The sequence below is a fragment of the Promicromonospora sp. NPDC057488 genome, from assembly GCF_042802395.1.
Lineage (GTDB): Bacteria > Actinomycetota > Actinomycetes > Actinomycetales > Cellulomonadaceae > Promicromonospora.
Genome location: NZ_JBHVEG010000026.1, coordinates 14,673 through 39,078, shown reverse-complemented (window position 1 = coordinate 39,078; position 24,406 = coordinate 14,673). Strand labels below are relative to the sequence as shown.

At 72.4% G+C, this 24,406-nt stretch carries 10 protein-coding genes; all 10 read right to left on the bottom strand.

Going from position 1 to position 24,406, the window contains the following annotated elements:
* Position 1 precedes the first annotated feature (1 nt).
* Positions 2–841 (bottom strand): PP2C family protein-serine/threonine phosphatase, encoded by an 840-nt coding sequence (locus ACFU5G_RS07940; RefSeq protein WP_377242496.1) that lies wholly within the window; start codon positions 839–841, stop codon positions 2–4.
* A complete protein-coding gene (locus tag ACFU5G_RS07935; protein WP_377242494.1) occupies positions 838–2,556 on the bottom strand; it encodes an RDD family protein in 1,719 nt (572 codons plus the stop codon). Before ACFU5G_RS07935 ends, ACFU5G_RS07940 begins: the two co-directional genes overlap by 4 nt.
* Positions 2,556–5,015 (bottom strand): transglutaminaseTgpA domain-containing protein, encoded by a 2,460-nt coding sequence (locus ACFU5G_RS07930; RefSeq protein WP_377242492.1) that lies wholly within the window; start codon positions 5,013–5,015, stop codon positions 2,556–2,558. The genes ACFU5G_RS07935 and ACFU5G_RS07930 overlap by 1 nt, the downstream gene beginning before the upstream one ends.
* Positions 5,012–6,343 (bottom strand): DUF58 domain-containing protein, encoded by a 1,332-nt coding sequence (locus tag ACFU5G_RS07925; protein WP_377242490.1) that lies wholly within the window; start codon positions 6,341–6,343, stop codon positions 5,012–5,014. The genes ACFU5G_RS07930 and ACFU5G_RS07925 overlap by 4 nt, the downstream gene beginning before the upstream one ends.
* On the bottom strand, positions 6,340–7,314 hold the full coding sequence (locus tag ACFU5G_RS07920) for an AAA family ATPase (RefSeq protein ID WP_377242488.1): 975 nt from the start codon (positions 7,312–7,314) through the stop codon (positions 6,340–6,342). The genes ACFU5G_RS07925 and ACFU5G_RS07920 overlap by 4 nt, the downstream gene beginning before the upstream one ends.
* 104 nt (positions 7,315–7,418) lie before the next feature.
* Positions 7,419–13,457 (bottom strand): Ig-like domain-containing protein, encoded by a 6,039-nt coding sequence (locus ACFU5G_RS07915; protein WP_377242486.1) that lies wholly within the window; start codon positions 13,455–13,457, stop codon positions 7,419–7,421.
* 208 nt (positions 13,458–13,665) lie between these two features.
* Entirely contained in the window at positions 13,666–19,767 is a 6,102-nt protein-coding gene (locus ACFU5G_RS07910) for an Ig-like domain-containing protein (RefSeq protein WP_377242484.1), read from the bottom strand.
* 170 nt (positions 19,768–19,937) lie between these two features.
* Positions 19,938–21,026 carry a polyprenyl synthetase family protein gene (locus tag ACFU5G_RS07905; protein WP_377242482.1) on the bottom strand — a complete coding sequence of 363 codons (1,089 nt, stop codon included), beginning with the start codon at positions 21,024–21,026 and terminating at the stop codon, positions 19,938–19,940.
* Positions 21,023–22,816 (bottom strand): NADH-quinone oxidoreductase subunit NuoN, encoded by a 1,794-nt coding sequence (gene nuoN, locus ACFU5G_RS07900; RefSeq protein ID WP_377242480.1) that lies wholly within the window; start codon positions 22,814–22,816, stop codon positions 21,023–21,025. Before nuoN ends, ACFU5G_RS07905 begins: the two co-directional genes overlap by 4 nt.
* Positions 22,813–24,396, bottom strand: coding sequence for an NADH-quinone oxidoreductase subunit M (locus ACFU5G_RS07895; protein WP_377242478.1), 1,584 nt, complete (start codon positions 24,394–24,396; stop codon positions 22,813–22,815). The genes nuoN and ACFU5G_RS07895 overlap by 4 nt, the downstream gene beginning before the upstream one ends.
* Positions 24,397–24,406: the final 10 nt, after the last annotated feature.

Below are 24,406 nucleotides of genomic sequence, written 5' to 3'. Positions count from 1 at the left end.
GTCAGACCCCCTGGCTTCTTGCTTCGTGCTCTTCTCGCGGCAGGGTGTCCTCGTCCATCTCGGCCCCCGCCCGTGGCGCTGTCGACGAGCCTAAGGTCTCGTGGTCCACGCCGGTCACGTCGACCACGACCACCGTGATGTTGTCCCGGCCACCGGCCTGGATCGCGGCGTTGACCAGGTACCCGGCGGCTCGCTCCGGGTCCGGCTGCTCCAGCAGGATCGTCGTGATCTGCTCGTCGGTCAGCTCGCCCGTGAGTCCGTCGGAGCAGACCAGCACGCGGTCGTGCAGCGTGACCGGGATGTACCGGAAGTCGGCGCGGACGTCGTCCTGGGCGCCGAGGGCCCGCGTGATGACGTTCCGCCGCGGGTGGCTGCGGGCCTGTTCCATCGTGATGGTGCCCGCGTCCACGAGCTCCTGCACCTCGGAGTGGTCCACGCTCACCTGCGTCAGCACGCCGTTGGACAGGATGTAGGTACGCGAGTCGCCGACGTTCACGAACAGCCAGTACGGCACGTCCTCGCGCTCGTCGACCAGCACACCAGTCAGGGTGGTGCCGGGCGCGTTGCCCGAGTCCGTCTCGATGGCGCGGACCCGCTGCTGGGCGATCTCGAGGAACGCCTCCACCAGGGCCGGCTCGACCTTGTCGATGTCGGCGAGACCGCTGATCGCGGCCAGCGCCTCCGCGCTGGCCACCTCGCCCGCCTCGTGGCCGCCCATGCCGTCGGCCACGAAGAACACCCGGCCGGTGGCCAGGTATCCGTCCTCGTTGAGGGACCGACGACGACCCTGGTGCGAGGCCGCACCCCAGATCGTCGTCAGCCCCTGCTCCTGCTGGGTCATGCCCTGGACTCGTCGGCGTGCACGACCAGACGGCGGTCCCCGACGTGGATGGTCGAACCGACCGGCACCCGGACGCGCGCGCCCGGCTCCGCGACCTGCGGCGAGCGGCCCGGCGCCGAGACGACCGTGCCGTTCGTGGACCCACGGTCCGTCAGCCACAGCCCCGCCGAGTCCACACCGAGCTCGGCATGGTTCTTGGACACCGAGCGGGTCGGGTCGTCCACGCGCACGAGGATGTACCCCGTGCCCCCGGACGCCTGCGGGTTGCGGCCCACCAGCGCGGGACCGTCGATGACGCGGCGCTCGCCCGACTCGAGCTCGATCGCCACCGTCACGGTGGCGGCGGGCTCGAGGATCGGCGCCTGCATCCGCGTGGCGTCCGAGAACTCGTCGGACTGCGGCGGCAGGGTCGGCTGAGCCGGCTGGGCCGGCGTCGGCTGGACGGGCGCGGGTTGGACCGGGGCCGGCTGGGCCGGGGCCTGCTGCGCGGGCGCGCCAGGCTCCTGGCCCGCGGGCCAGGTCTTGGTCGGCCAGGCCGAGCCGGGCTGCTGGGCCGGCTGCTGCGCCGGCTGCTGAATCGGCTGGACCGGCTGCTGCTGCGCGGGCTGCTGGTACGGCTGCTGCTGATAGGGCTGCTGCTGAGCCGGCTGGGCCGGCGGCTGCTGCTGGACCGGCTGCGCGGGCGGCGCGCTGGGCGCGCTGCCCGGGATGCCGGTGATCAGGCTGTCGCCGCCCGCGGCCGGGGCGCCCTGGGCGGGTGCCTGCGGGAACGCCCACGGGTCGGGCGCCGCGACGGGCGGCTGCGCCGGGGCCTGCTGGCCCGCGGGAGACAGCGGCGGGAGCTGCGGCGAGCCGTACTGCCCCTGGGCGGGGGCGGCCGGCGCGGTGGGCCGCACCGCGGGCTTGCCCGGCGCCCGGGGGCCGGACGCCACCGGGGTGAGCCCGGTGCCCGGGACCTGCGGGGCGCGGATGTCGATGACGACGGACCGGGCCGCCTTGTCCTGCCAGCCCTGCACCTTGCCGCCCTTGTCCCAGAGCGGGCTGAGCAGCACCACGATCTGGCCGACGACGAACACCACGGAGCCCGCGGCGAGCACGAGCACGCGCAGCAGCTCGCGCACGAACCCGATGGGCCCGCGGTCCTCGGCCGACACCGTGCGCAGCCCCATCGCCGAGTTGCCGATGGTGCGGCCGGTCCGGGACTCCCAGATCCACATGGAGAGCTGGAACAGGAACGCGACGAGGCCGCCGAGGAGGTAGACCCGCATCACCTGGGCGGCGATCTCGGCCGCCTGCTCCTGCGACACCACCACGAGGCCCGACGGGATGTCGATCAGCGCGATGCCGATGGCCGCCACGATGCCCATGAGCACACCGGCGATCGCGCCGTCGATGAGCCAGGCCACGAACCGCTTGCCGACGCCCGCGTAGGGCGCCACCAGCGGCGGCGGCACGGACCCCGCCCTGGGGATCTGCGTCGCCGTGTACACCTCCACCTCGGTGGTGATCGGTGGCCGGCTCTCCACCAGCGGCACCGAGCCCGAGCCGTTCCGGGCCGCGGCGGCCGCGGCCGCCGCCTGTACCTGTCCCTGCGGCACCTGGGCCGGCTCCGCGACCGGCCGCCCCGTGCGCGGGAACTCCCGTCCGCACGCGGCGCAGAACGGCGCACCCGCTCGCTGGGTCGACCCGCAACCAGCGCAGACCACGTCCGTCATCAGCTCTCCTTCTTCCGCCGGGACCCGAGTCCCCCGAGTGCCGCGAGGACTCCGCGACCACCGCCCACACGCGCCCAGACGGACCGCAGCGACAACGCCGCGCGCACCCTCCGTCGCGTACTCAGGTTGGAGCGTAGCCCGCCCACCAGCTCGTCCACCTCGGCCCAGAAGGTATCGACGTCGGCCTGGGTCGGCTCACCGCGTCCGAAGACCGACGCGTCCGCCCGGTGGGCGAGCGTGAGGGTCGAGGGGACCTGGTGCGCACCGGCGATGACGCCGGCGCCCTCGCGCCGGGTCGCGCCCGGCGGGACGGTCGTGCCGAGGTCGGTGACGACGTCGACCACCTCGTGCCAGCCACCGCTGATCCGGTCGGCAGGCTGCTCCGCTGTGCGGCGGGCCGTACGACGCCGGGCCTTGTAGGCCAGGATCGCGATGATCGGGCCCGCGATGACGAGCAGCGGGATGCCGACCGCGAGCAGGATCAGACCGAGCAGGCCCCAGTCGAAGGGGTCGTTCTCGGCATCGTCCTTCTTGTCGTCCTCCACGCTGCCGGCCTTCGCCTTGTCCGGCTCCTCCGGCGGCTCCGGGTCCTGGAGCACGGGCGGCTTGGGCACCTGCTCGCTCTTGGGCTCGGGCTGGATCTGCGGCTTCTCGTCCGGGACGGCGTCGATCGGCACCCAGCCGTACTCCTTGTAGGGCACCTCGATCCAGGCGTGCACGTCCTCGCCGACCACCGTCCAGGGCTCACCCTCCTGGTAGTCGCTGTCCTTGTCGGGGTAGAAGCCCATGACCACGCGGGCCGGGATGCCGGCCTGCCGCGCCATGAGGGCGAGCGCGACGGCGAACTGCTCGTCGTCACCCACCATCTTCTCCTCCTCGACGAGCGTGTCGATCCGCTCCGCCGAGTGGCCCGGACGCGACGGCACCTCGCCGTCGAGCCCGCTGGACAGCACGCCCGAGGCCTGCAGGGCGTCACGGATGTAGAACAGCTTGGTCGCGGGGTCGGTCTCCTCGCCCGTGAACTGCGTCGCCTTGGCGGGCAGGCCCGCCGGCATCGCGGTCGGCTCGGTCTCCGGCAGGTCCGCGTCGCTGATCTCGGCCTTCTTGAGGACGTCCTCGTCCGGCGTCTCGGGCATCAGCACGTTCAGGCGGTACGTGTCGCCCTTCCGGAGGCCCGCGGTGGTGAGCGCGGTGAGCGTGTCCCGGTTGTAGTAGGTGCCGTCCGTCTGTGCCTCGGCGTTCGCGCCGGTCCACTCGATGCCGGTGAGCTTGCCGATCTCCGGGACCCAGACGCCGCTGTACCCCGAGACGGTGATGTCGATCGGCGTCGGCGTGACCTTGGAGCCCGTCGCGATCTCCTCGCCGACGCGCGTGTACACGCCGGTGTCGCCGCCGTCGCCGGCCGCGTCGTAGACGACGCCGTCGTAGCGGTCGAGGGTCGCGAGCCGCACGCGGCCGCCCTCGGGCAGGTTGCTCACCGTGAACAGCTCGTCCTCGCGGGCGTCCTTGGCGTAGTGCCGGAACGCGACCAGGGGGCTGGTGAACTGGTGGATGTCGAAGGGCGGGACGACCGTCTCGCGGAGCACCGTGCGGGGCTGCTGCGGCATGATGATCGGCGCCGTGAAGCCGGCGGCCAGCGCGGCGACGCCCAGGATCGTGGCGCCCGTGCGGACCCGGTGCCAGCGCAGGCGGCGCGTGGCCTCCCGGCTGGCCTCCGTGGAGATCGAGTGCGTACCGACGCGCGCCTCCATGACGCGCACCGCGCCCCACAGGAGCGCGGCGATGGCGATCACGAGGCCCTGGACGATCGGCATGGCGGCGTCGACCGTGCCGAGCAGGATCACGCCGACAAGGGCGACGATGATCGGCACCACGGCCCAGACGGCGTGCTTGGCGCGCCAGGCGATGGTGCCCGCGATCAGCGACACGATCAGCATGAGCAGGAACGGGACCACCCCGAGGTCGGGGAACGACCGCATGGGGGGCGTGGTGGTGATGAACTGCTTCCAGCCCTGCACGGAGCCGAGCAGCAGCTCGCGCACCGTGTCCAGGGTGGGCACGACGCCGGCGATGGTCGTGTGCGGCAGGGCCAGCGCGCCGCCGAACAGGACGTAGGCCACCACGGCGAGCGCGGTCACGACGACGGCCGGGAAGCGGCGCCAGGCGCCCACCCAGGCCACGGCGAGGCCGACGACGGCGCCGCCGACCGTGGGCAGCAGGTAGCCGAGCGAGCCCCAGACCGGGCCGAAGCCGACGGCGACGGCCCCGAGCATCACGACGAGCGCCGCGACGTCGACCAGGGCGAACCTGGTCAGGGCACGCGGCTGCTCGGCCTCCTTGCGGCGGGTGGTGCCCCGGCCGGTGCCGGTCCGGTACCCGGTGCCGGTGCCGTAGGGCGGCTGGTTGCCCTGCGCGGCCCCTCCCCTCGGGAGGTTGCCGCGGGTGTTCTCGTCACTCATGCGTCGCTCATCTTCTTCAGCGCAAGGGGCAGGTCGCCGAGGCGGCCCAGGGTGAGCACGCCCAGCTCCGCGATGGAGTGCCGGCCGAGGGAGGCCCCCGGCACGCACTGGATGGCCATGACCTGCACGCCGGCGGGCACGCGGGCCGAGGCCGCACGCAGCTCGGTGGGCGTGACCATGCTGCCGACGATGAACGCGATCACCGAGAAGTCGGCGGCGGCCATGCTGGCGGCGCGGGCGAGGTCGACCAGCTTGGACTTGCGGGACTCGAGCTCGATCCGCGACAGGTCGTCCATGAGGCGCGTGCGGTGGTCACCGTGCAGCGTCGCCTCGTTGACGAGCACCGTCACGCCGCGGTCCTCCTTGATGGCCTGCAGGCCCAGGGAGCCGCACACGCTCACGGCGAGCTCGAACTCCTCCTCGTTCGCGTAGTCCTCGGCGCGCGTGGACAGCAGCACCGCGAGGTGCGAACGCCGGGTCTCCTCGAACTGGCGCACCATGACCTGGCCGGTGCGCGCCGTCGTCTTCCAGTGGATGTGCCGGCGGTCGTCGCCCGGCACGTAGTCGCGCAGCGCGTGGAAGTTCACGTCGGCGTTGGTGATGTCGTTGGTGACGCGACCCTCGAGGTCCTTGAGGAACCCCGTCGAGGAGCCCGTGAGGTTCTTGACGCGCGGGTGCACGAAGACCTCCTGCTCTCCTGTCCACGTCATCTCGCGGCGCAGCAGGCCCAGCGGGTCTGCGCGCACGGACTTGACCGGGCCGACCGTGATGACGCTGCGGCGCCGGGTCGGGATCGTGAAGATCTCCTCGTGCGTGCCGCCGCCCTTGAGCCGGGGCACGGGGAACGCCGCCGTGCCGGTGCCGACGGGGAGCTCCATCACCGACGGCAGCAGCGGCCGGTTCGACGCGTTGCGCACGTCGAGGCGCCCGACGGCGCGGTCGCCGACGGTCACGCGCGCCTGGGCCAGGTCGAGCACGACGTCGTACTTGAACCGCCCGAGCACGAACACGATGGCGCACAGCAGCGTCACCGTGAGCACGATCGCGGCCACCAGCAGCTCGAGCCAGCCGAGCGTCAGCGCGGCGATCCAGGCACCGGCAGCCACCAGGGTCACCGCGATGCCGAACGTGCTGAACGTGCGGCGGACCGGCGCGAGCGTGCGACCGACCGCCCCCGCCCGCGTCCGGGCGCCGGCGGCGAGGGTCACCCAGCCGCGCCGGCCGCGCTGCGCCTGCGCGCGGCCCGCCGCGACGACGCCGGCGAGGCCGGTCGGCTTCTCCTGACGTTTCCCGTACCCGGTACCGGACGCCATGCCCGAGGTCGTCATGCCGAGGCCCGCTCCTGCGGCGCGGCGACGTCGGCCATGATCCGGGCCAGCACGACGTCGGGGCGGGCGCCCGCGAACTCGGCCTCCGGGTCCAGCACGAAGCGGTGGGCCCAGACCGGCTGGGCCAGCTCCTTGATGTCGTCGGGCAGCACGTAGTTGCGGCCGTGGGCGGCGGCCCACACCTTGGCGCAGCGCACCAGGGCCAGGGCGCCACGGACCGAGACGCCGACGCGCACCTCGTGCGCGTTGCGGGTCTCCTCGGCGAGGCGGGACACGTACTCCAGCACCGCGGTGTCGGTGTGCACGGTCGAGGCGAGGTCGGCCATCTCGGTGACGGCCTTTGTGGTGATGATGGGCTGCAGCGACTTGCTGCGGTCCTTGACCGCGGCGCCCGACAGGATCTCCACCGTCGAGGCGTGGTCCGGGTAGCCCACCGACGTCTTCATCAGGAAGCGGTCGAGCTGGGCCTCGGGCAGGCGGTAGGTACCGGCCTGCTCGATCGGGTTCTGGGTCGCGAGCACCATGAAGGGGCGGCCGGTCTCGTGGGCGACGCCGTCGACGGTGACCCGGCCCTCCTCCATGACCTCCAGGAGCGCGGACTGCGTCTTCGGCGAGGCACGGTTGATCTCGTCGGCCAGCACGATCGAGGCGAAGATCGGGCCCGGGTGGAAGTCGAACTTGCCGGTCTTCTGGTCGTAGATCGTCACGCCGGTGACGTCCGACGGGAGCAGGTCCGGCGTGAACTGGATGCGGTTGTGCGAGCCCTGGACCGACGCCGCGATGGAGCGCGCGAGCATGGTCTTGCCCGTGCCCGGGGCGTCCTCCAGCAGCAGGTGGCCCTCGGCGAGCATGCACGTGAGCGCCATGCGCACCACCGGCGCCTTGCCCAGGACCGCCTGGCCGACGTTGCCGACGAGCCGGTCGAAGGTCTGGGCGAACCAGGCCGCCTGCTCGGGGGTCATCGTGGTCATCTCGTGTATCCCTACTGCTCGTTACTGCTCGTTCGTCGGGTGAAATCTGTGTCGATCATGGCGTGCCCGGCCGCCGCGTGCGCGGCGGCCGGGCAGGGAAGGTTCTACCAGTTCGTGGCCTCGTAGCGGGTGCCGTCGATCATCACGGCGACCGCGGCTCCCGGGTGGCCGAAGAAGCAGTTCAGCTGAACCTGCCCGTTGGCCGGGATGTTGTAGGACCGCCGGTTGCTCGTCTCCCACGTGCGGCCGTGGGTGACGATGTCGTGCCAGCCGCTGACCTCGGGGGTGTCGCCGGCCCAGCAGGCCACCTGGTGGCTGCCCGCCGGGAAGTCCTGCGTGTTGATCTTGAAGTAGGCGCAGGACGAGTGGGAGCACTCGTTGTTGTTGATCGAGCTGCCGTGCGTCACCCACGCCCGCGGGTTCGGCCGGGCGTCCGACGTGCCGGTGGCGCAGGCGCTGTTGGTCTGGCCCTCGGAGTCGGTCACCGTGACACAGGCCTCCTTGGAGTCGCTGTACCCGGCCGACGCCGTCTGCGAACCGCTCTTGGCCGTGCTGGTGATCGCCCCGGTGACGCGCACCGTGGTGGACCGGCCGTTCTGCGCGGTGGCGTCCCAGGTGAAGGTGACCTTCTGGTCCCCACCGTTCGCGGAGATGGACGGCTTCGGCACCGGGCCGAAGGGGATCACCGCGTTTGACGCCGCCGACCAGTCGCCGCAGACGTACTGGTTGCAGGCGCGCACCTGGAACGTGTACGACGTCCCGTTGTTCAGGCCCTTGTACGTGTAGCTCGTGGCGTTGCCGGCGCTCTCGGGCCGCGTGCCGTTGCCCTGGACCTCGTACCGGTGCGCCGGACCGCGGAAGTCGGAGGCGGCGATCGCGTTCCAGCTCACGTTCGCCTGGCCGTTACCGGGGTTGCTCGCGCGCACGCCCGCCGGGACGGTCGGGATGCCGTACGCCGGCTCCGCGGCGGACTGCCCGCTGACCGGGGACTTGCCCGCCTTGTTCTCGGCCTGGACCGTGAACGTGTAGGAGGACTCGGGGTTCAGGTCCTGGACGGGCTGCGACGTGCCGGACGTCGTCAGCGTCTTGACCTTGTTCCCGTCCTGGTAGACGTCGAGGTAGTAGGTCTTCACGGCGTCACCGTTGTTGGCCGGGGCCGTCCACGCGACGTCGATCTGGCCGCCCCAGGCAGTGTTCGTCCGCTTCGCGGTCGGTGCGGCCGGCTGGGCCGGGGGCGCGGCCGGGGTCTCCGGCGCCGACGGCTCGGACCACTCCGACGGGTCCGGGGCCTTGTTCTTGGCCTGTACCCGCACGGTGTAGGCCGTGCCGTTCTCCAGCCCCTCCCACGTGGTGCTGGTGCCCTGGACGCAGGTCTTCTGGCTCACGCCCTGGGCCGGCGGGCTGATCTCCAGGTTCACGCACTCGATCGGGGACCGGTCCGTGTACGCCTTGTTCTTCCAGGACACCTTGAGGCTCTGGTCGCCGAACTCGAGGGTCGGCGGCGCGGGCTGGTCCGGCTTCTCGTCCGGACGGGCCTCACGGGAGGCCGGCGACGGGTCGGACTCGCCCACCTCGTTCGTCGCGGTGACCGTGAACGTGTACTTCACGTTGTTCTTGAGCCCGTCGAACGTGCAGGTGGTCGTACCGCACGCATGCTCCTGACCGTTCTGCGTCCGCAGGGTGTAGCCGGTGATGTCCGCGCCGTTGTTGTTCGGCTGGTCCCAGCTCAGCACCACGGTCCCGGACCGCACGTCCTCGACCCGCGGCGCGCGGGGCGGCTCCGGCCTGCCCAGCACCGTCAGCTTGGCGATGCCGTCGACCTCGCGGTCGGGGTCGCCCGTCGCGTCCTGCACGCGGTAGCGCACCGTCATGACGCCGGTGAAGTCGCCGGCGGGGGTCACCACGAGCTGGTTGCCGCTGTACTCGGCGGTGCCCTGGCCGGTCTCGACCGTCGGCACGCCGGACAGCGTCAGCTCCTTGTTCGGGAACGGGTTGGTGTCGTTCTCGAGCACGGGGACGGTCGTCGACTCACCCTGGTGGGCGTCGAGCACGACGTCCTGCGTGGTCTGCACGAGCGGCCGGGTCGAGGCCACGACCTTGACGGTCAGCACGGCGTCGACCGCGGGGTTCTTGCCGTCCGAGACCGACATCGCCAGCTCCTGCGCGGTGCCCTTCGAGACGGACGGGTCGACCTCGGCCGAGACCGTGTCGCCGGAGACCGACGGGGAGATGCCCTCCACGCCCTTGACCTCGAAGGTCAGCGGGTCCTTGTCCGGGTCCTTCACGTACCGCGAGAGGTCGACCGAGCTCTCCTCGCCGGCCGCGACCTCCAGCACCGGCCGCCCGGTGATCTTGGGCGGCATGTTCTTGGACGGCGTCACGTCGATCTGCAGCGTCAGCACCGCCGTCAGGCCCTCGGGGTCGTCCGGCCCGTCGCCGTCGGTCACCTCGAAGCTGACCGACGCCCCGCCGGCGTAGTCCTCGGCCGAGGTGTAGACGAGCGTGTCCTCGTCCTCGACGACCGCCTTGCCATCCAGGGCCTTGACCGTCTTCTCCTCGGTGATCCGCGGCTTGGTGCCCTCGCGCACCACCACGTAGTCCTCGAGGTCGATGGTCAGCGGCTCGCCGGAGGTGGCCTTGAGCGGCTCCAGGCCCGGCTTGATGTGCGGCCGCGCCTGGTCGCCCGGCACGCGCACGAACGCCTTGGCCTCCAGGCCGTCCATGTCGGTCACGGTGTAGGTGATCACCTGGGCGCTCTCGGTGAGCGCCACCTCGAGCATGCCCTCGTCGGTGATGCGCACGCCCTCGAGCTCGGGGTCGATGCTCAGCTCGAGGTCAGCGGCCACGCCGTCGGGGTCGATGTCGTTGGCCTTGACGTCGACGGTCACGGACGAGGCGCCCTTGACGTCGTCCGCCGTGACCACGTCGTCGTGGGCGATCGGCCGCAGCAGCGGCGCGTTCTTGTCCACGTTCACCGTGATGGCGCCGCTGGCCTTGGCCTTGAAGGTGTCCTGGATGCCGTAGTAGAAGGAGTAGGACCCCTCCTCGTCCGGCGCCGTGACCACCACGTCGTCCTTGACGACCTTGGGGTCCATGTCCTCGGTGCCCTCGAACGCGCTCTCGACCAGGCCGATCTCGTCGCCGTCGGGGTCGGTGTCGTTCTCCAGCGCGCGGACCGCGACCGTGCGGCCCGGCCGCACCGTCGTCTCGTCGTCCGCGGCCTGCGGCGGCTGGTTGGTGGCCGGCTTGGGCGTGATGCCCACGCGCACCAGGCCCTCGCCCACCGCGCCACGGGTGTCCGTGACCTGGTAGGTGAAGGTGTCCAGGCCGGTGCCGTCCTCGGCCGCCGTGTAGTCGACGAACCCGTCCACGATCGCGGCGGTGCCCTGCGTCGGGGCGCCGGAGATGGCGCTCAGCGTCACGTAGTCGCCGTCGGGGTCGGTCCCGTCCAGGTTCAGCGGGATCCGGGTGGTGCCGCCGGCGAGCACGCGGGCCGTGATGTCCGGCAGCTGCGGCGCGGCGTTCTCGGGGTCGTCCTTGACGATGATGGTGATCTGGGCCGAGTCCTTCTGCCCGTTGGAGTCCATCACCTCGTAGACCGCGTGGTACGTGCCCGCCTCCTGGCCGGCGCGGAACCGCACCGTGTCCTCGGAGACGAAGGCCTCGCCGGCCTCGGCCGGCGGCGACTCCTGCAGCTCGTCCGTGAGGGTCAGCTCCAGGCCGTCCGGGTGCGTGTCGTTCTTCAGCACCGGGATCGTCACGACGTCGCCCACGTGCACGGTCGCCTCGTCCGGGCCCGCCTCCGGCGGGCGCAGCTGGGCCGGCGCCGGGATCGGCACCACGCGCACCTGGCCCGTGGTGGTCCCCGACCCGTTGGCCACGGTGTAGGTGAGGGTCACGGGCCCGTCCAGGCGCTTGACCTCGGAGACCTTCAGGATCTGGTGGTTCAGCACCGCGACCTTCACCGGCGCGTCGTCCGGGACCTCGACGCCCTGCACCACGAGCACGCCGCCCGCGGGGTCGGTGTCGTTCGCCAGCACGTCCACGAGCGCCGAGCCGCCGGTCGGCAGCAGCACCTGGTCGGAGACCGCGATGGGCGGCCCGGCCTCCTCCGGCGGCTCGACGACGTCCACGCGCACGAGGCCCATGGTCGGCTCGGGACCGTCGGTGATCTGGTAGGTCACGTCGTACGAACCCTCGGAGTCGCCCACGACGCGGAAGGTGCCCGCACCGTAGTTCGGCGTGATCTCCAGGCCCGCCTTCTCGCCGACCGCCGTCAGGCGCAGCTTGTCGCCGTTGGGGTCGAAGTCGTTCTGCATCGGCCGCACGGTGGCGGGCTCGCCGGCCAGCACGGTCACGTGGTCCTGCACGGCGACCGGCGGCACGTTGGTCGCGATGACGTCGACGAGCAGCCGGCCCTGGAACGGCAGCCCCAGCGCGTCGGAGACCGTGATGTCGACGATCTTGCGGCCCGTCGTGGTGCCGCCGTCGCGGAACTCGATGGTGCCGTCCGGCCGGAACCGCACCTCGTCCAGCGGGTCGGCCGTGCTCGCGTTCGACAGGAACATGTCGTCGCCGTCGGGGTCCGTGAAGTACGGCAGCACCTTGATGCTGCCCATGCTGTCCTGCCCCACGCGCAGCACGGGCTCACCCGACTGGGCGGGCGGGTTGTTCTCCTCCAGCGGTACCACCCGGACGTCCACGGACGCCTGGTCGACGCCGCCGCGGCCGTCGTTGACCTCGTAGGTGAACGTGGTGGTGCCGGTCGCGTCCGCGGGCACGTCGGCCTGCAGGGCCGCGCCGTCGAGCACCCGGTTGATCTTGACGTCGCCCTCGGGCTCGCCCTTGACCTCGGCGACCATCACGTCGCCGTCCTTGTCCACGTCGTTGCCCAGCACGTTCAGCACGGTCGTGCGGCCGGGCCGCACGCCGAAGTTGTCGTCCTTGGCGACGGGCGGCCGGTTGGCCTTGTCCCGCTGGGCCACGAACTGGTCGACCTGCTCGGGCGTGGTCTGCTCCGACTCGGTCTTCTCGCCCTCGGCGTCCTCGGGCATCTTGAGGTCCCAGTCGTCGACCTTCTCGAACTTGTCGGCGGCCATCCACAGGGCGCCGTTCGCGACGTCGTTCAGGACGATGATGTTGCGGTTCACGCGGTAGGCGAGGCGCGTGCTGGCGTCGATGCCCTCGAGCCGCTCGTCGACGTCGTTGTCGGAGCCCTCGCAGTCGCGGATGACCTGGCCCGAGTTCCACGCGCCGTACACGCAGCCGCTGAGCTGGACCGGGGCGGACGGCGTGCCCTCCGCCGAGCGGGTGGTCGCGTCGCCGCCGCCCAGCGGCTGGGAGACCAGGCCGCTGGGGGTGGCCAGCACCACGTTGTCGGCCTTCTCGGACGGCTGCTGGAGCATGCCCTGCGACGCGTCCTTGATCTCGACCGCGTCGCCGCCCGGCAGCACCAGGTTGTTGGTCGACTGGTTCAGCACCACCGGCTTGTCGCCCACGGCCGTGACCTGGATCTTGGCGTCGGCGCTCATGGGCAGCGACGACTCTTCGGCGTCCTCGGCGGTGCCCTGCGTGCCGGTCGGGATCGTGTACAGCTTGCCGTCGGCCGGGACCGCGAGGAACACGGTGCCGTCCTTGCCGACCGCGAGCGTCCCGCCCTTGCCCACCTTGAGCGTCGGCTTGAGCTTCTTCTCGTCGAACGCGACCGCGCCGTCGAACGGGAGCACCCAGGCCTTGCCGGACTCCTCGTCGTACACGGCGGTGGTGGCGCCGCCCGCGCCGACCTGCGCGCCCGCGGGGAACTTCATGGTGCCGCGCAGCGTGAGCTGCGCGGGCTCGATGGGGCTCGCGGACGAGTCGCCCACGCTGTCCAGGAGCACGCGCTGCGCGTCCTGCTCCACGTCGAAGTTCGCCGAGTTGGCGAGCAGGGTGCCGTCGAGGGCCTTGGCCTCGTAGTTGAACCGGCCGACCTTGCCGGACGCCGTCTGGGTCACCCAGACGCCCGAGTCGTTGAGCTGGACGTCCGCCGTCGCCTCGCCGTCGTACAGGAGCGCGAAGCCCAGGAGGCCCGCGCCGAAGAGGGTCACCACACCGACCGATGCTGCCGATCTGCGGTTCTCGTACACGCGCGAGACAAAGCTCATGCGTCCTCCTCTTCAACAGTCACGCCACCGAAAATTTGCCCGCCCGGACGGCACACACAGGCGCAACGGGAGCACACTACCGGGGCGAAGGGTGAATCGTCGTGGAATTTCAGTGGGCAGGACTACCCATGCCGACCGTCCAGATTGTAGGAGTCTGTCTGGTAAGCGGCCGGTGTGTCGCAACCGTGTCGGAGCAAATTTCCTGTGGTCACCAGAGCAGGTGGTTCGACTCCCCCAGCTGCTGAGTCTCGATCCAGGTGTACTCACCCGTGTAGCCGTGCATGCAGTCGGTCTGCCCGGACCAGTTGCCGTTGCCGTCCGTGCGGAGCGGCACGCCCCAGGCCTGACCCCACCACTGGCCCTGCTCCCACCGCGGGAAGTAGACCTGGCCGGCCGAGTCGTGCTCGGTGGACAGGCACCGCATGGTGAACGCCGTGTTGGGCTCCCAGCCGGTGATGCTCATGTTGATCCACCGGCACGCCGCACCCTGTCGGCAGCCCGACGACGTCGAGCCGTCGGCGCCCTTGGAGATGGTGAACGAGCGGTTGGCCGGGTTGGAGTTGGTCCGCCCGCTGCCCGACGCCGTCGTGCCGCACCCGGCCGCGTTGCAGGCCTGCGCCTCCAGGCTGTAGCTCGTGTTGTAGGCCGGCCCGACGTCGACGTTGCCGCCGGACGCGGACATGCTCTGCCAGCCGCCGCCGTTGACGCGGTACCGGATCGAGTCCACGGCCCGGCCGCCGTTGCTGCCCGGGGGCGACACGGTGAACCGGCCCTCGGAGGACGAGCGCAGCGTCCAGCTCACGCCCGGGGCGCCCGGCGTCGTGTACGGGGTCACGGCGCCGGAGCTCGCCGTCCAGGCCGAGCAGGTGTACTGGTTGCAGGCGCGCACCTGGAACCGGTACGCCGTGCCGTTCGCGAGGCCCTTGAAGGTGTACGACGTCGCGGTCCCGGCGTTCCCCGGCGTGCCCCCGCCGTTCGCCAGCACCTCGTACCGGTGCGCCGGCCCACGGAAGTCGTCCGACGAGATGCCGCTCCAGCGCACGTCGGCCTGGCCGCTCGTGGTGGAGCCGAGGGACGCCGTCGGCGTGCCCGGGACCTGGGGCTTCCCGTACGGCACCTGCGCCGCCGACTGGTCGCTGGCCGGCGAGTTCCCGGCCTTGTTCTCGGCCGTGACCGCGAAGGTGTAGGACGCCTCGGCCGACAGGCCCGAGACCACGCGGGAGGTGCCGGTCACCGTCTGCGTCTCGACCTTGGACCCGTTCCGGTACACGTCCAGGTGGTACTCCTCGACCGGGGCGCCGTTGTTGGCGGGCTCGGTCCAGGACACCGTGATCTGCCCGCCGAGCGCGTTGTCCACGCGCTGGGCGGTCGGCGCCGCGGGCTTGGCCGGCGGCGCGGCCGGGGTCTCGGGGGCGGAGGCGTCGCTCCAGTCCGAGGGGTCCGGCGCGGCGTTCACGGCCTGCACCGTCACCGTGTAGGCGGTGCCGTTGGCCAGCCCGTCCCAGACGATCGAGCTGCCGGTCACGCAGGACTTCTGGATCGCGCCGTCGGCCGGGGCCGGGCTGATCTCCAGGTTCACGCACTCGATCGGCGAGCGGTCGGTGTAGGTCCGGTTCTTCCAGGAGACCGTCAGCGCGGAGTCGCCGAACTTCAGCGACGGCGGCTCCGGCTTGTCGGGCTTCTCGTCCGGCCGGGCGTCCTCGGACGGGCCGGACGGCTCCGACTCGCCCACCTCGTTGGTGGCCGTGACGGTGAAGTTGTAGACCACGTCGTTCTTGAGCCCGGTGACCGTGCAGGTCGTGGACCTGCACTCGGTGACGTCGCCCTTGCCCGACCGGGCGGTGTACCCGGTGATCTCGGCCCCGTTGTCCGCCGGCGGGTCCCACGTCAGCACCACCGTCTCGGACCGCACCTCCTCGACCTGCGGGGCGCGCGGCGCCTCGGGCCGGCCCAGCACCGTCAGGCGCACCGTGCCCTCGACCTCGCGGCTGACGTCGGCCGTCGCGTCGGCCACGCGGTAGCGCACCACCATGGCGCCCACGAAGTCGTCCGACGGCGTCACGACCACCGTGGACCCCGTCGTCTCCACGTAGCCCTGGCCGGTCTCGACCACGGCGCCGACCACCTTCAGCGGCTCCTCGGGGAACGGGTTGGCGTCGTTGGCCAGCACGTCGACCGTGGCGGCCGCGCCCTGGTGCGCGTCGCGCACCTCGTCCGGGTTGGCCCGCGCGAGCGGGCGCGTCGAGGCCACCACCGTGACGGCGAGCTCGCCGGCGACGGGCGGGTGGCCGCCGTCGGACACCGTGAACGGGACGGTGAACCGGGTGCCCTTCGGGACGGAGGGCTGCGCCTGCGCGGCGACCGTCGCGCCCTGGGTGCCGAAGGTGATGCCCTCGGCCCCGCCGGTGACCTCGACGGTCAGCGGGTCGCCCTCGGGGTCGACGGCGACACGCGACAGGTCGAGCGCCGACTCCTCGCCGGCGGCGACCTCGAGCAGCGGCGTGCCCTTGATCTCGGGCGGTTGGTTGCGGCTCGCCCGGACGTCGATCGGGAGCGTCAGCACCGCGGTGCGGCCCTCGGGGTCGTCGGGGCCGTCGCCGTCGGTCACCTCGAAGGTGACCGAGGCCCGTCCGACGTAGTCCTCGTCCGAGGTGAACGTGAGCGTGGTCGGGCCCGTGACGTCGCGCGTGCCCTCGACGGCGGTCACCTTCTCCTCGACCGTGAACCGGGGCTCGTGGCCGTCGGCCACCACGACGTGGTCGGCGATGTCGATCTCGAGCGTCTCGCCCGCGAAGGTGCGCAGCGCCTCGACCGGCTGCTTCAGGTGCGGCAGCGAGCCGTCGCGCGGCACCCGCAGGAACGCCTTGGCCGTCAGGTCGTCCATGTCGGTCACGGTGTAGGTGAGCACCTGCGGGTCCTCGGTGAGCGCCACGGTGACCTCGCCGCCCTCGCCGAGGGTGACACCGGCGGGCTGCTCGCCGTCCTCGCCCAGCACGGCGACCGTCAGGTCGGTCGCGACGCCGTCGGGGTCGGAGTCGTTGCGCAGCACGTCCACGGTCACGGTGTCGGACGTGACGTCCGCGGGCGGCACCACGTCGTCGCGCGCGATCGGGCGCAGCAGCGGCGCGTCCTTGGCGGTCTGCACGGTGATCGCGCCGGTGGCGCGGGCCGCGAAGGTGTCCTCGATGCCGTAGTAGAACGTCTGCGTGCCCTCGTCGCGCGGCGTGGTGACCACCACCAGGTCCTCGACGACCCGGGGGTCCAGGCCCTCGGCGCCCTCGAACGACTTCGGCACCAGGCCCACCTGGTCGCCGTCCGGGTCGGAGTCGTTGGCCAGGGCGTCCACCGCGACGTCGCGGCCGGGGCGCACGAGCGTCTCGTCGTCGCCCGCGGTGGGCGGCTGGTTGACTCCCGGCGGCTGGGCGACGCCGACGGCGACCGTGCCCTCGGCCGTCGCGCCGCGCGTGTCCGTCACGGAGTACCGGAACTCGTCGGCCCCGGCCGCGCCCTGGGACGCCTCGTACTCGAGGAACCCGTCGACCACGCGGGCCGTGCCCTGCGCGGGCGGCGCGGAGAGCCCGTCGAGCGTGACGTAGTCGCCGTCCGGGTCGCTGCCGTCCAGGGGCAGCGGGATGCGGGTGACCGAGCCCGCGAGCACGCGGGCCGTGGTGTCCGGCGGCTGCGGCGCCGCGTTCTCCAGGGTGTCCGTGATGTTGATCGTGACCTGCGCGGAGTCCTTCTGGCCGTTGCTGTCGCGCACCTCGTAGACCAGGTGCGCCGTGCCGGCCTCGGACCCGGCCCGGAAGCGCACGGTGTCCTCGGAGACGAACGCCTCGCCGGTCTCCGGCTCCTCGACGAGCTCCGGCGTGAGCTTCAGCTCCAGCCCGTCCGGGTGGGAGTCGTTCTTCAGCACCGGCACGGTGACGATGTCGCCCGTGTGCACCGTCGTCTCGTCCGGCGTCGCCTCGGGCGGGCGCAGCTTGGTGGGCGCGGCGATGGGCACCACCCGCACCTGCCCGACGGCGGTCTCCGTGCCGTTCGAGGCCGTGTACCGCAGGGTCACGGGCCGGTCCAGGCGCTCGGTCTCCGCGACCCGCAGCACGTGGTGGTCCAGCACGACGGCGGTGACCTCCGACGGCGCCTCCACCGACGAGGCGACCAGCACGCCGCCGCCCGGGTCGGTGTCATTGGCCAGCACGTCCACCAGCGCGGAACCGCCGGCGGGGAGCAGCACGGTGTCGGCCACGACCACGGGCGGGCCCGCGGCGTCCGGCGGCGGCAGCACGTCGACGCGCACCAGGCCCATGGTCGAGCCCGGCCCGTCGCTGACCTGGTAGGTGATGTCGTAGCTGCCGGGCTCCTGGCTCACGAACCGGAAGGTGCCCGCGGCGTAGTTCTCGGTGATCGTGGCCGGCGCCTGTTCCGAGACGCTGACCAGGCGCAGCCGGTCGCCGTTGGGGTCGGAGTCGTTGCGCAGCGGCCGCACGGTGACGGGGTCGCCCGCCAGCACGGTGACGTGGTCGGCCACCGCGACGGGCGGCTCCTGGGTGGCGATCACGTCGACGAGCAGCCGGCCCTCGCCCACCTGGTCCAGGCCGTCCGAGACCGTGAGCTCCACGATCTTGCGGCCGGTCGCGGTGCCGCCGTCGCGGAACTCGACCGTGCCGTCCGGGCGGAACCGCACCTCGTCCATGGGGTCCGCGGTGGCCGCGCTGGAGAGGACCAGGTCGTCGCCGTCGGGGTCACGCCAGAACGGCAGCACCTTGATGGACGCGTCGCCGCCCTGCGCCACGCGCAGCACGGGCTCGCCGGTCGAGACCGGCGCCTCGTTCTCGCTCAGCTGCACCACGCGCACCTTCACGTCGGCGTCGGCGGTGCCGCCGCGGCCGTCGTCCACCGTGTAGGTGAAGGTCGTGGTGCCGGTCGCGGTCTCGGGCACGTTCGCCTGCAGCGCCGCGCCGTCGAGCACGCGGTCCACGGAGACGTCGGACGCGCCCGCCCCGGCCACCCGGCCCTCGGGGTCGGCGATCGACGCGGTCAGCACGTCGCCGTCGGGGTCGAGGTCGTTGCCCAGCACGTTCAGCACGGTGGTGCGCCCCGGCCGGACGCCGATCGAGTCGTCCTTCGGCTCCGGCGGACGGTTCGGCTTGTCCCGCTGGGCCACGAACTGGTCGACCATCTCGGGCGTGGTGGTCTCGGACTCGGTCTTCTCGCCCTCGGCGTCCTCGGGCATCTTCAGGTCCCAGTCGTCGACCTTCTCGAAGTCCTCCGCGGCCATCCACAGCGTGCCCGCCGCCACGTCGTTCAGCACGATCACCTGGCGGTTGACCCGGTACGCGAGCTCGCCGTCGGCGCCCTCCAGCGTCTCGTCGACGTCGCGGTCGGTGCCGGGGCAGTCCCGGACCACCCGGCCGGTGCCCGACCAGGCGCCGAAGGTGCAGCCGCCGAGCTGCACGGGCGCCGCCGGGGTGCCCTGGCCCACGCGCGTGGTGGAGCTCCCGCCCCGCAGCGGCTGGGTGACCAGGCCCTTCGGCGTGGCCACGACCACGGCGTCCGCCTTGCCCGAGGGCTGCTGCAGCCGCGCCTCGGCCCCGCCGGCCACGTCCACGACGTCGCCGCCGGGCAGCACGAGCGTGGCCGCGGTGCGGTCCAGGACCACCGGCCGGTCGCCGACGGCGGTCACCTCCAGCTCGGCGCCCCTGCCGACCGGGAGCTCCGAGTCCGTCACCTCGTCGACGGCGCCCGAGCCGTTGGTCGTGACGGTCGCGAGGCGGCCCTTCGCGGGCGCCGCGCCGAAGACCGTGCCGTCGCTCGCGACGGCGACCCGGGCGCCCGCCCCGAGCTCCGCCGTCGGCTCCAGGTCGTCGGCGCTGAACTGGACCGCGGCCTCGAACGGGAGCACCCACAGGCGGCCGTCCTCCGGGTCCAGCACCGCGGCGGTGTGCCCGCCGGAGGCGATGACGGCGCCCGCGGGCGCGCTCATGGTGCCGCCGAGGGTGAGCTGCGCCGGGTCGACCGGGCTCGCGGTGGCGGTACCCGGGTCGGTCATCAGCACCCGGTACTCGGCCTGCTGCACGTCGAACGTCGACGAGCCGGACAGCAGCGTGCCGTCCAGCGCCTGTGCCTCGTTGTTGAACCGGCCGAGGAGTCCTGCAGACGTCTTGGTGACCCACACGCCGGAGTCGTCCAGGTCGACCCTGGCCGTGGACTCGCCCTGCTGCAGCAGCATGAGCAGGACCAGGGCCCCGCCGAAGACGGCGACGACGCCCCCGGAGACCGCCGAGCGCGTCGACACCTTCAATGCGGGCACAGGTTTTCCTCAAGGCTCGATCAGCGGCGGTGGCGGCAGCCTAGCCGTTGCCTCCGACAACCGGAACGTTAGAGGGTCTTCCCGAATGGGTGAATTCGTTAGTCTGGGGCGAAGTACCAGGTCAGAGGCTTGATCACAACTTCGTCACCGTCGGCGGAACCTGTCCCAGCTCAGACCGCGCGGTCCGCCAGGGCCTGCGCGAACTGCGCCAGGGACTCCTTGACCGGCCCGTCCGGCAGCGGCGCGAGCTCCGCGGCCGCCTCGCGCGCCCAGCGCACCGCCAGCTCCCGGGTGTCCGTGAGCACGGAGTGCGCCCGCAGCCGCTCGACGGCGGCCGTCAGCGCCTCGTCCGACGACAGGTCGCCGTCGAGCGCCGCGAGCAGGTCCTTGTCCTCGTCGGTGGCGGACCCCGACGCGACGTGCCGGCGCAGCAGCAGCACCGGCATGGTCGGCACGTGCTCGCGCAGGTCGGTGCCCGGCGTCTTGCCCGAGGTCTCGCCCTCGGAGGCGACGTCGAGCACGTCGTCGGCGAGCTGGAAGGCGACGCCGACCTTCTCGCCGAACGCGCCCACGGCCTCGATCTGGTCCTTCGGCGCACCGGAGAGCATGGCGCCCAGCCGGGCCGACGCCGACAGCAGCGACGCCGTCTTGTCGCTCAGCACCTGCAGGTAGTGGGCCACGGCGTCCTCGCCGTCGTCCGGGCCCATGGTCTCGTGCAGCTGCCCCAGGCACATCCGCTCGAACGTCCGGGACTGCAGGATCACAGCCTCGGGCCCGAGCTCGGCCACCCGGGCCGAGGCCCGGGCGAACAGCATGTCGCCCACCAGGATCGCCACCGAGTTGCCCCACACCATGTGGACCGCCGGGGCACCCCGGCGCATCGGCGCCGAGTCCATGACGTCGTCGTGGTACAGCGAGGCGACCTGCGTCAGCTCGACCACCACGGCGGCGTCGACGACGCCGGGGGCCGCACCGTCGCCCAGCTCACCCGTCAGCAGGGTGAGCAGGGGCCGGAACCGCTTGCCGCCCGCGTCGACGAGGTGCCGGGAGGCGCCGTCGGCCAGCTTGTCAGCGCTGGTGACGGCCTCCGACAGCGCCTCGTCGACCACCGTCAGCCGGTCCGCGAGACGGGAAGCCAGCTCCGGGTCCGTGATCGGCAGGCCGAGCGCGGTCGGGTCGGGCAGGTCAGTCGGAGCGGCCGGGGGTGCGGACGCCGACGTACCCGTCGTCGTCTGGGGCGGCAGCGGTACGGAGGTCACGGCACGAACTTACTTGCCTCTGCCACCAGATTAAGAACCAGAGACGGGAAAACTCCGAGAATCACCGTCGCGATCGCGCAGACGGCGATCGCCACGGCGGCCGGACCACGCGACCGGACCACGGTCACGACGACGCGCTGCGCGGCCGTGACCTGCACCTTGGTCGCGGTGGCGACGCCGCCGGCCGCGGCCTCGCCGGTCGGGCCTTCGCCTTCGCCGGTCGAGCCTTCGCCCCCGCCGGTCGAGCTCGTCGAGACCCCGGTCTCGACAGGCTCGACCTGCGAGGCCGGCTCGACGGTTCCCGGCTGGAACACCATGACGACCAGCAGCCGCAGGTAGAACGCCACGGCCACCACCGACGCGAGCACACCGAGCACCGCGAGCCACCACAGGCCGCCCGACGTCGCCCCGGCGAACGCGCCGAACTTGGCGATGAACCCGGCGGTGAGCGGGATGCCCGCCATGGACAGCAGGAACAGGGCGAACGCCGCGGTGAGCCACGGGGCCTTGCGCCCCAGGCCGGCCCACTGCGCGATCTCCGTCGCCTCGCCGAGCACCACGCCGTCGTCGGCCACGGGGCCGTTGTCCTCCGGCGCCCCGGGCGTGACCCGGCGCTCCCGGACCAGCGTGACCACGGCGAACGCGCCGATCGTCGCGATGCCGTAGGCGAGCAGGTAGAAGAGCGTCGAGGACTGGACCTGCGGGCCGAAGCCCGCGATGCCCACCAGCAGGAAGCCGGCGTGCGCGATCGACGAGTACGCCAGGAGGCGCTTCACGTCGGTCTGCACGGACCCGATCACGGTGCCGACCGCCATGGTCAGGACGGCCACCACGACGATGACCACCTGGAGCTGCCGCATGATCTCCGGGTCGACCGCCTGGACGCCGATCGAGATCCGGTACAGCACCTCGACCAGGGCCGCCACGGCCGCCGCCTTGGTGCACGCGGCCATGAACCCGGTGATGGGCGTGGGCGCGCCGGTGTAGACGTCCGGCGTCCACGCGTGGAACGGCACCGCGCCCACCTTGAACAGCAGGCCGACCGTCACCAGCAGCACGCCGGCCACGAGCAGCGCGCTCATGCCCTCCAGGGGCAGGGCGCCCTGCTGCACCTGCTGCGCGATCTCCAGGAGCCGCACCGTGCCCGCGAACCCGTAGATCAGGGCGACGCCGAAGATGAACAGCGCCGAGGCGAAGGCGCCCAGCAGGAAGTACTTGGCCGCGGCCTCCTGCGACAGGAGCCGGCGCCGGCGCGCCGTGGCGCACAGCACGTACAGCGGGAGCGACAGCACCTCCAGCGCGATGAACATGACGATCAGGTCGTCGGTGGAGGCGAAGAGCATCATGCCGCCCGCCGCGAACAGCAGCAGCGGGTAGATCTCGGTCTGCTCCAGGCCCGACCTGCGGGCCAGGTCCTCGTACGAGGTGCCGGGCACCGCCGACGCCGTCGGCGCGAACGCGTCCTGACCGGTGGCGGTGCGGTCGGCCACCACGAGCACGCCCAGGAAGGCGAGCAGGGCGATGATGCCCTGCGCGCCGAGCGCGAACGGCGTCAGCGTCACGCTGCCGCCGACCACCTGGACGGGCTGCGCCACGATCTGCGGCCAGAGGTACACCACGAACGCGAGGCCGCCGGCGAGCGCGGCCAGGGTGAGCACGATCTGGGTCACGCGGCGGGCCCTGGCCGGGACGAACGCCTCGAGGAGCACGCCGACCACGCCCGCGCCCAGCACCACGATCAGCGGTGCGAGGGCGAGCCAGTCGATCTCGGGTGCCACGAACTCGTTCACTTGTCGCTCCCCATCTGCGCGGCGGCGTCCGCCGGTTCGTCGACCGCGATGGTCGTCGCCGACTGCTGCGCCGGCGCGTCCACGTAGGTCAGGGCGAGGCCCGGCACGAGGCCGAGCACCAGGAGTCCGACCACCAGCGGGGCCGCGACGATGCGCTCGCGCGCCTTGAGGTCGGGCAGCGCCTCCAGCCCCTCGGCCGGCGCCCCGGTGAAGATCTTCTGGTAGGTCAGCAGCACGTAGATCGCGGCGAGCACGACACCCGGGATCGCCGCGACGGTCCAGGCGGCCGAGCCGGCGGGCGACCCGCCGAACGCGCCGATCAGCACCATGATCTCGCTGACGAACGTGGCCAGGCCGGGCAGCGACAGCGTCGCCAGGCCCGCCACGAGGAAGGTCCCGGCGAGCACCGGCGTGACCGACCGCAGGCCGCGGTAGTCCGTGATCCGCTGCGACCGCTCCGGGTGGCGGGCCACGAGGAACCCGGCCACCAGGAACAGCGCGCCGGTGGCCAGCCCGTGGTTGAGCATCATGAAGCTCGACCCGGCGGTGCCCAGCGGCGTGAAGGTGAAGATGCCCAGGATGATGAAGCCGAAGTGGCTCACCGACGTCCAGCCGACCAGGCGCAGCAGGTCGGTCTGCATGATGGCCATGATCGCGCCGTACAGCACCGAGATGACGGCGAGCGCGATCACGAACGGCGCGGCCCAGCGGGACGCCTCCGGGAACAGCGGCAGGCACAGGGTCAGCATCCCGAAGGTGCCCACCTTGTCCAGCACGCAGATCAGCAGGGTGGACGTGCCGGGGGTGGCGTTGCCCGCGACGTCGGGCAGCCAGCTGTGCACCGGGACCATCGGGGCCTTGATCGCGAAGGCGACGAAGAACCCGACGAACATGAGGCGCTCGGCGATGGTGCCGAGGTTCACGCCCACCAGCTCGTCCACGAGGAACGCCTTGCTCGGGTCCACGCCCGCGCCGACCGCCAGGAAGTACAGGGCGATCACCGCGGCGAGCATGATGAGCCCGCCGCCCAGGCTGAACATCAGGAACTTCACGGCCGCCTGACGCCGGCCGGCGCCCTGCCCGAACCCGCCGATGAGGAAGTAGGCGGGGATCAGCATGGCCTCGAACAGCACGTAGAACAGGAAGACGTCGCGGGCGGCGAACACGGCCACCATGAACGCCTGGAGCAGCAGCACGAGGCCCACGAACCGGCGCAGGCGCACCTCGTCGCGCCCCTGCTCGTTCCAGGCGGCCAGCAGCACCAGCGGCACCAGCACCACGGCCAGCGCCACGAGCAGCAGGCCGACGCCGTCGACGGCCACCGCGTAGGACGTGCCGATCTGCGGGATCCAGGCGTGGGTCTCGGCGAGCTGGTGCTCGGCGGCGGCGCTCGTGTCGAAGGCGAGGAACGCCCCGACCAGCAGGACCACCTCGACCAGCGAGAACGCGAGCGCCGCCGGCCGGGCGAAGCCCGTGCGCGCGTTCGCGGAGCCGGTCCGGGAGCGACCGAGCGCGCCCAGTCCCACCACCGCCGCGCCGACCAGCGGCCACGCGATGAGGGCGGTCAGCCAGGGAAACATCTCTCCTCCG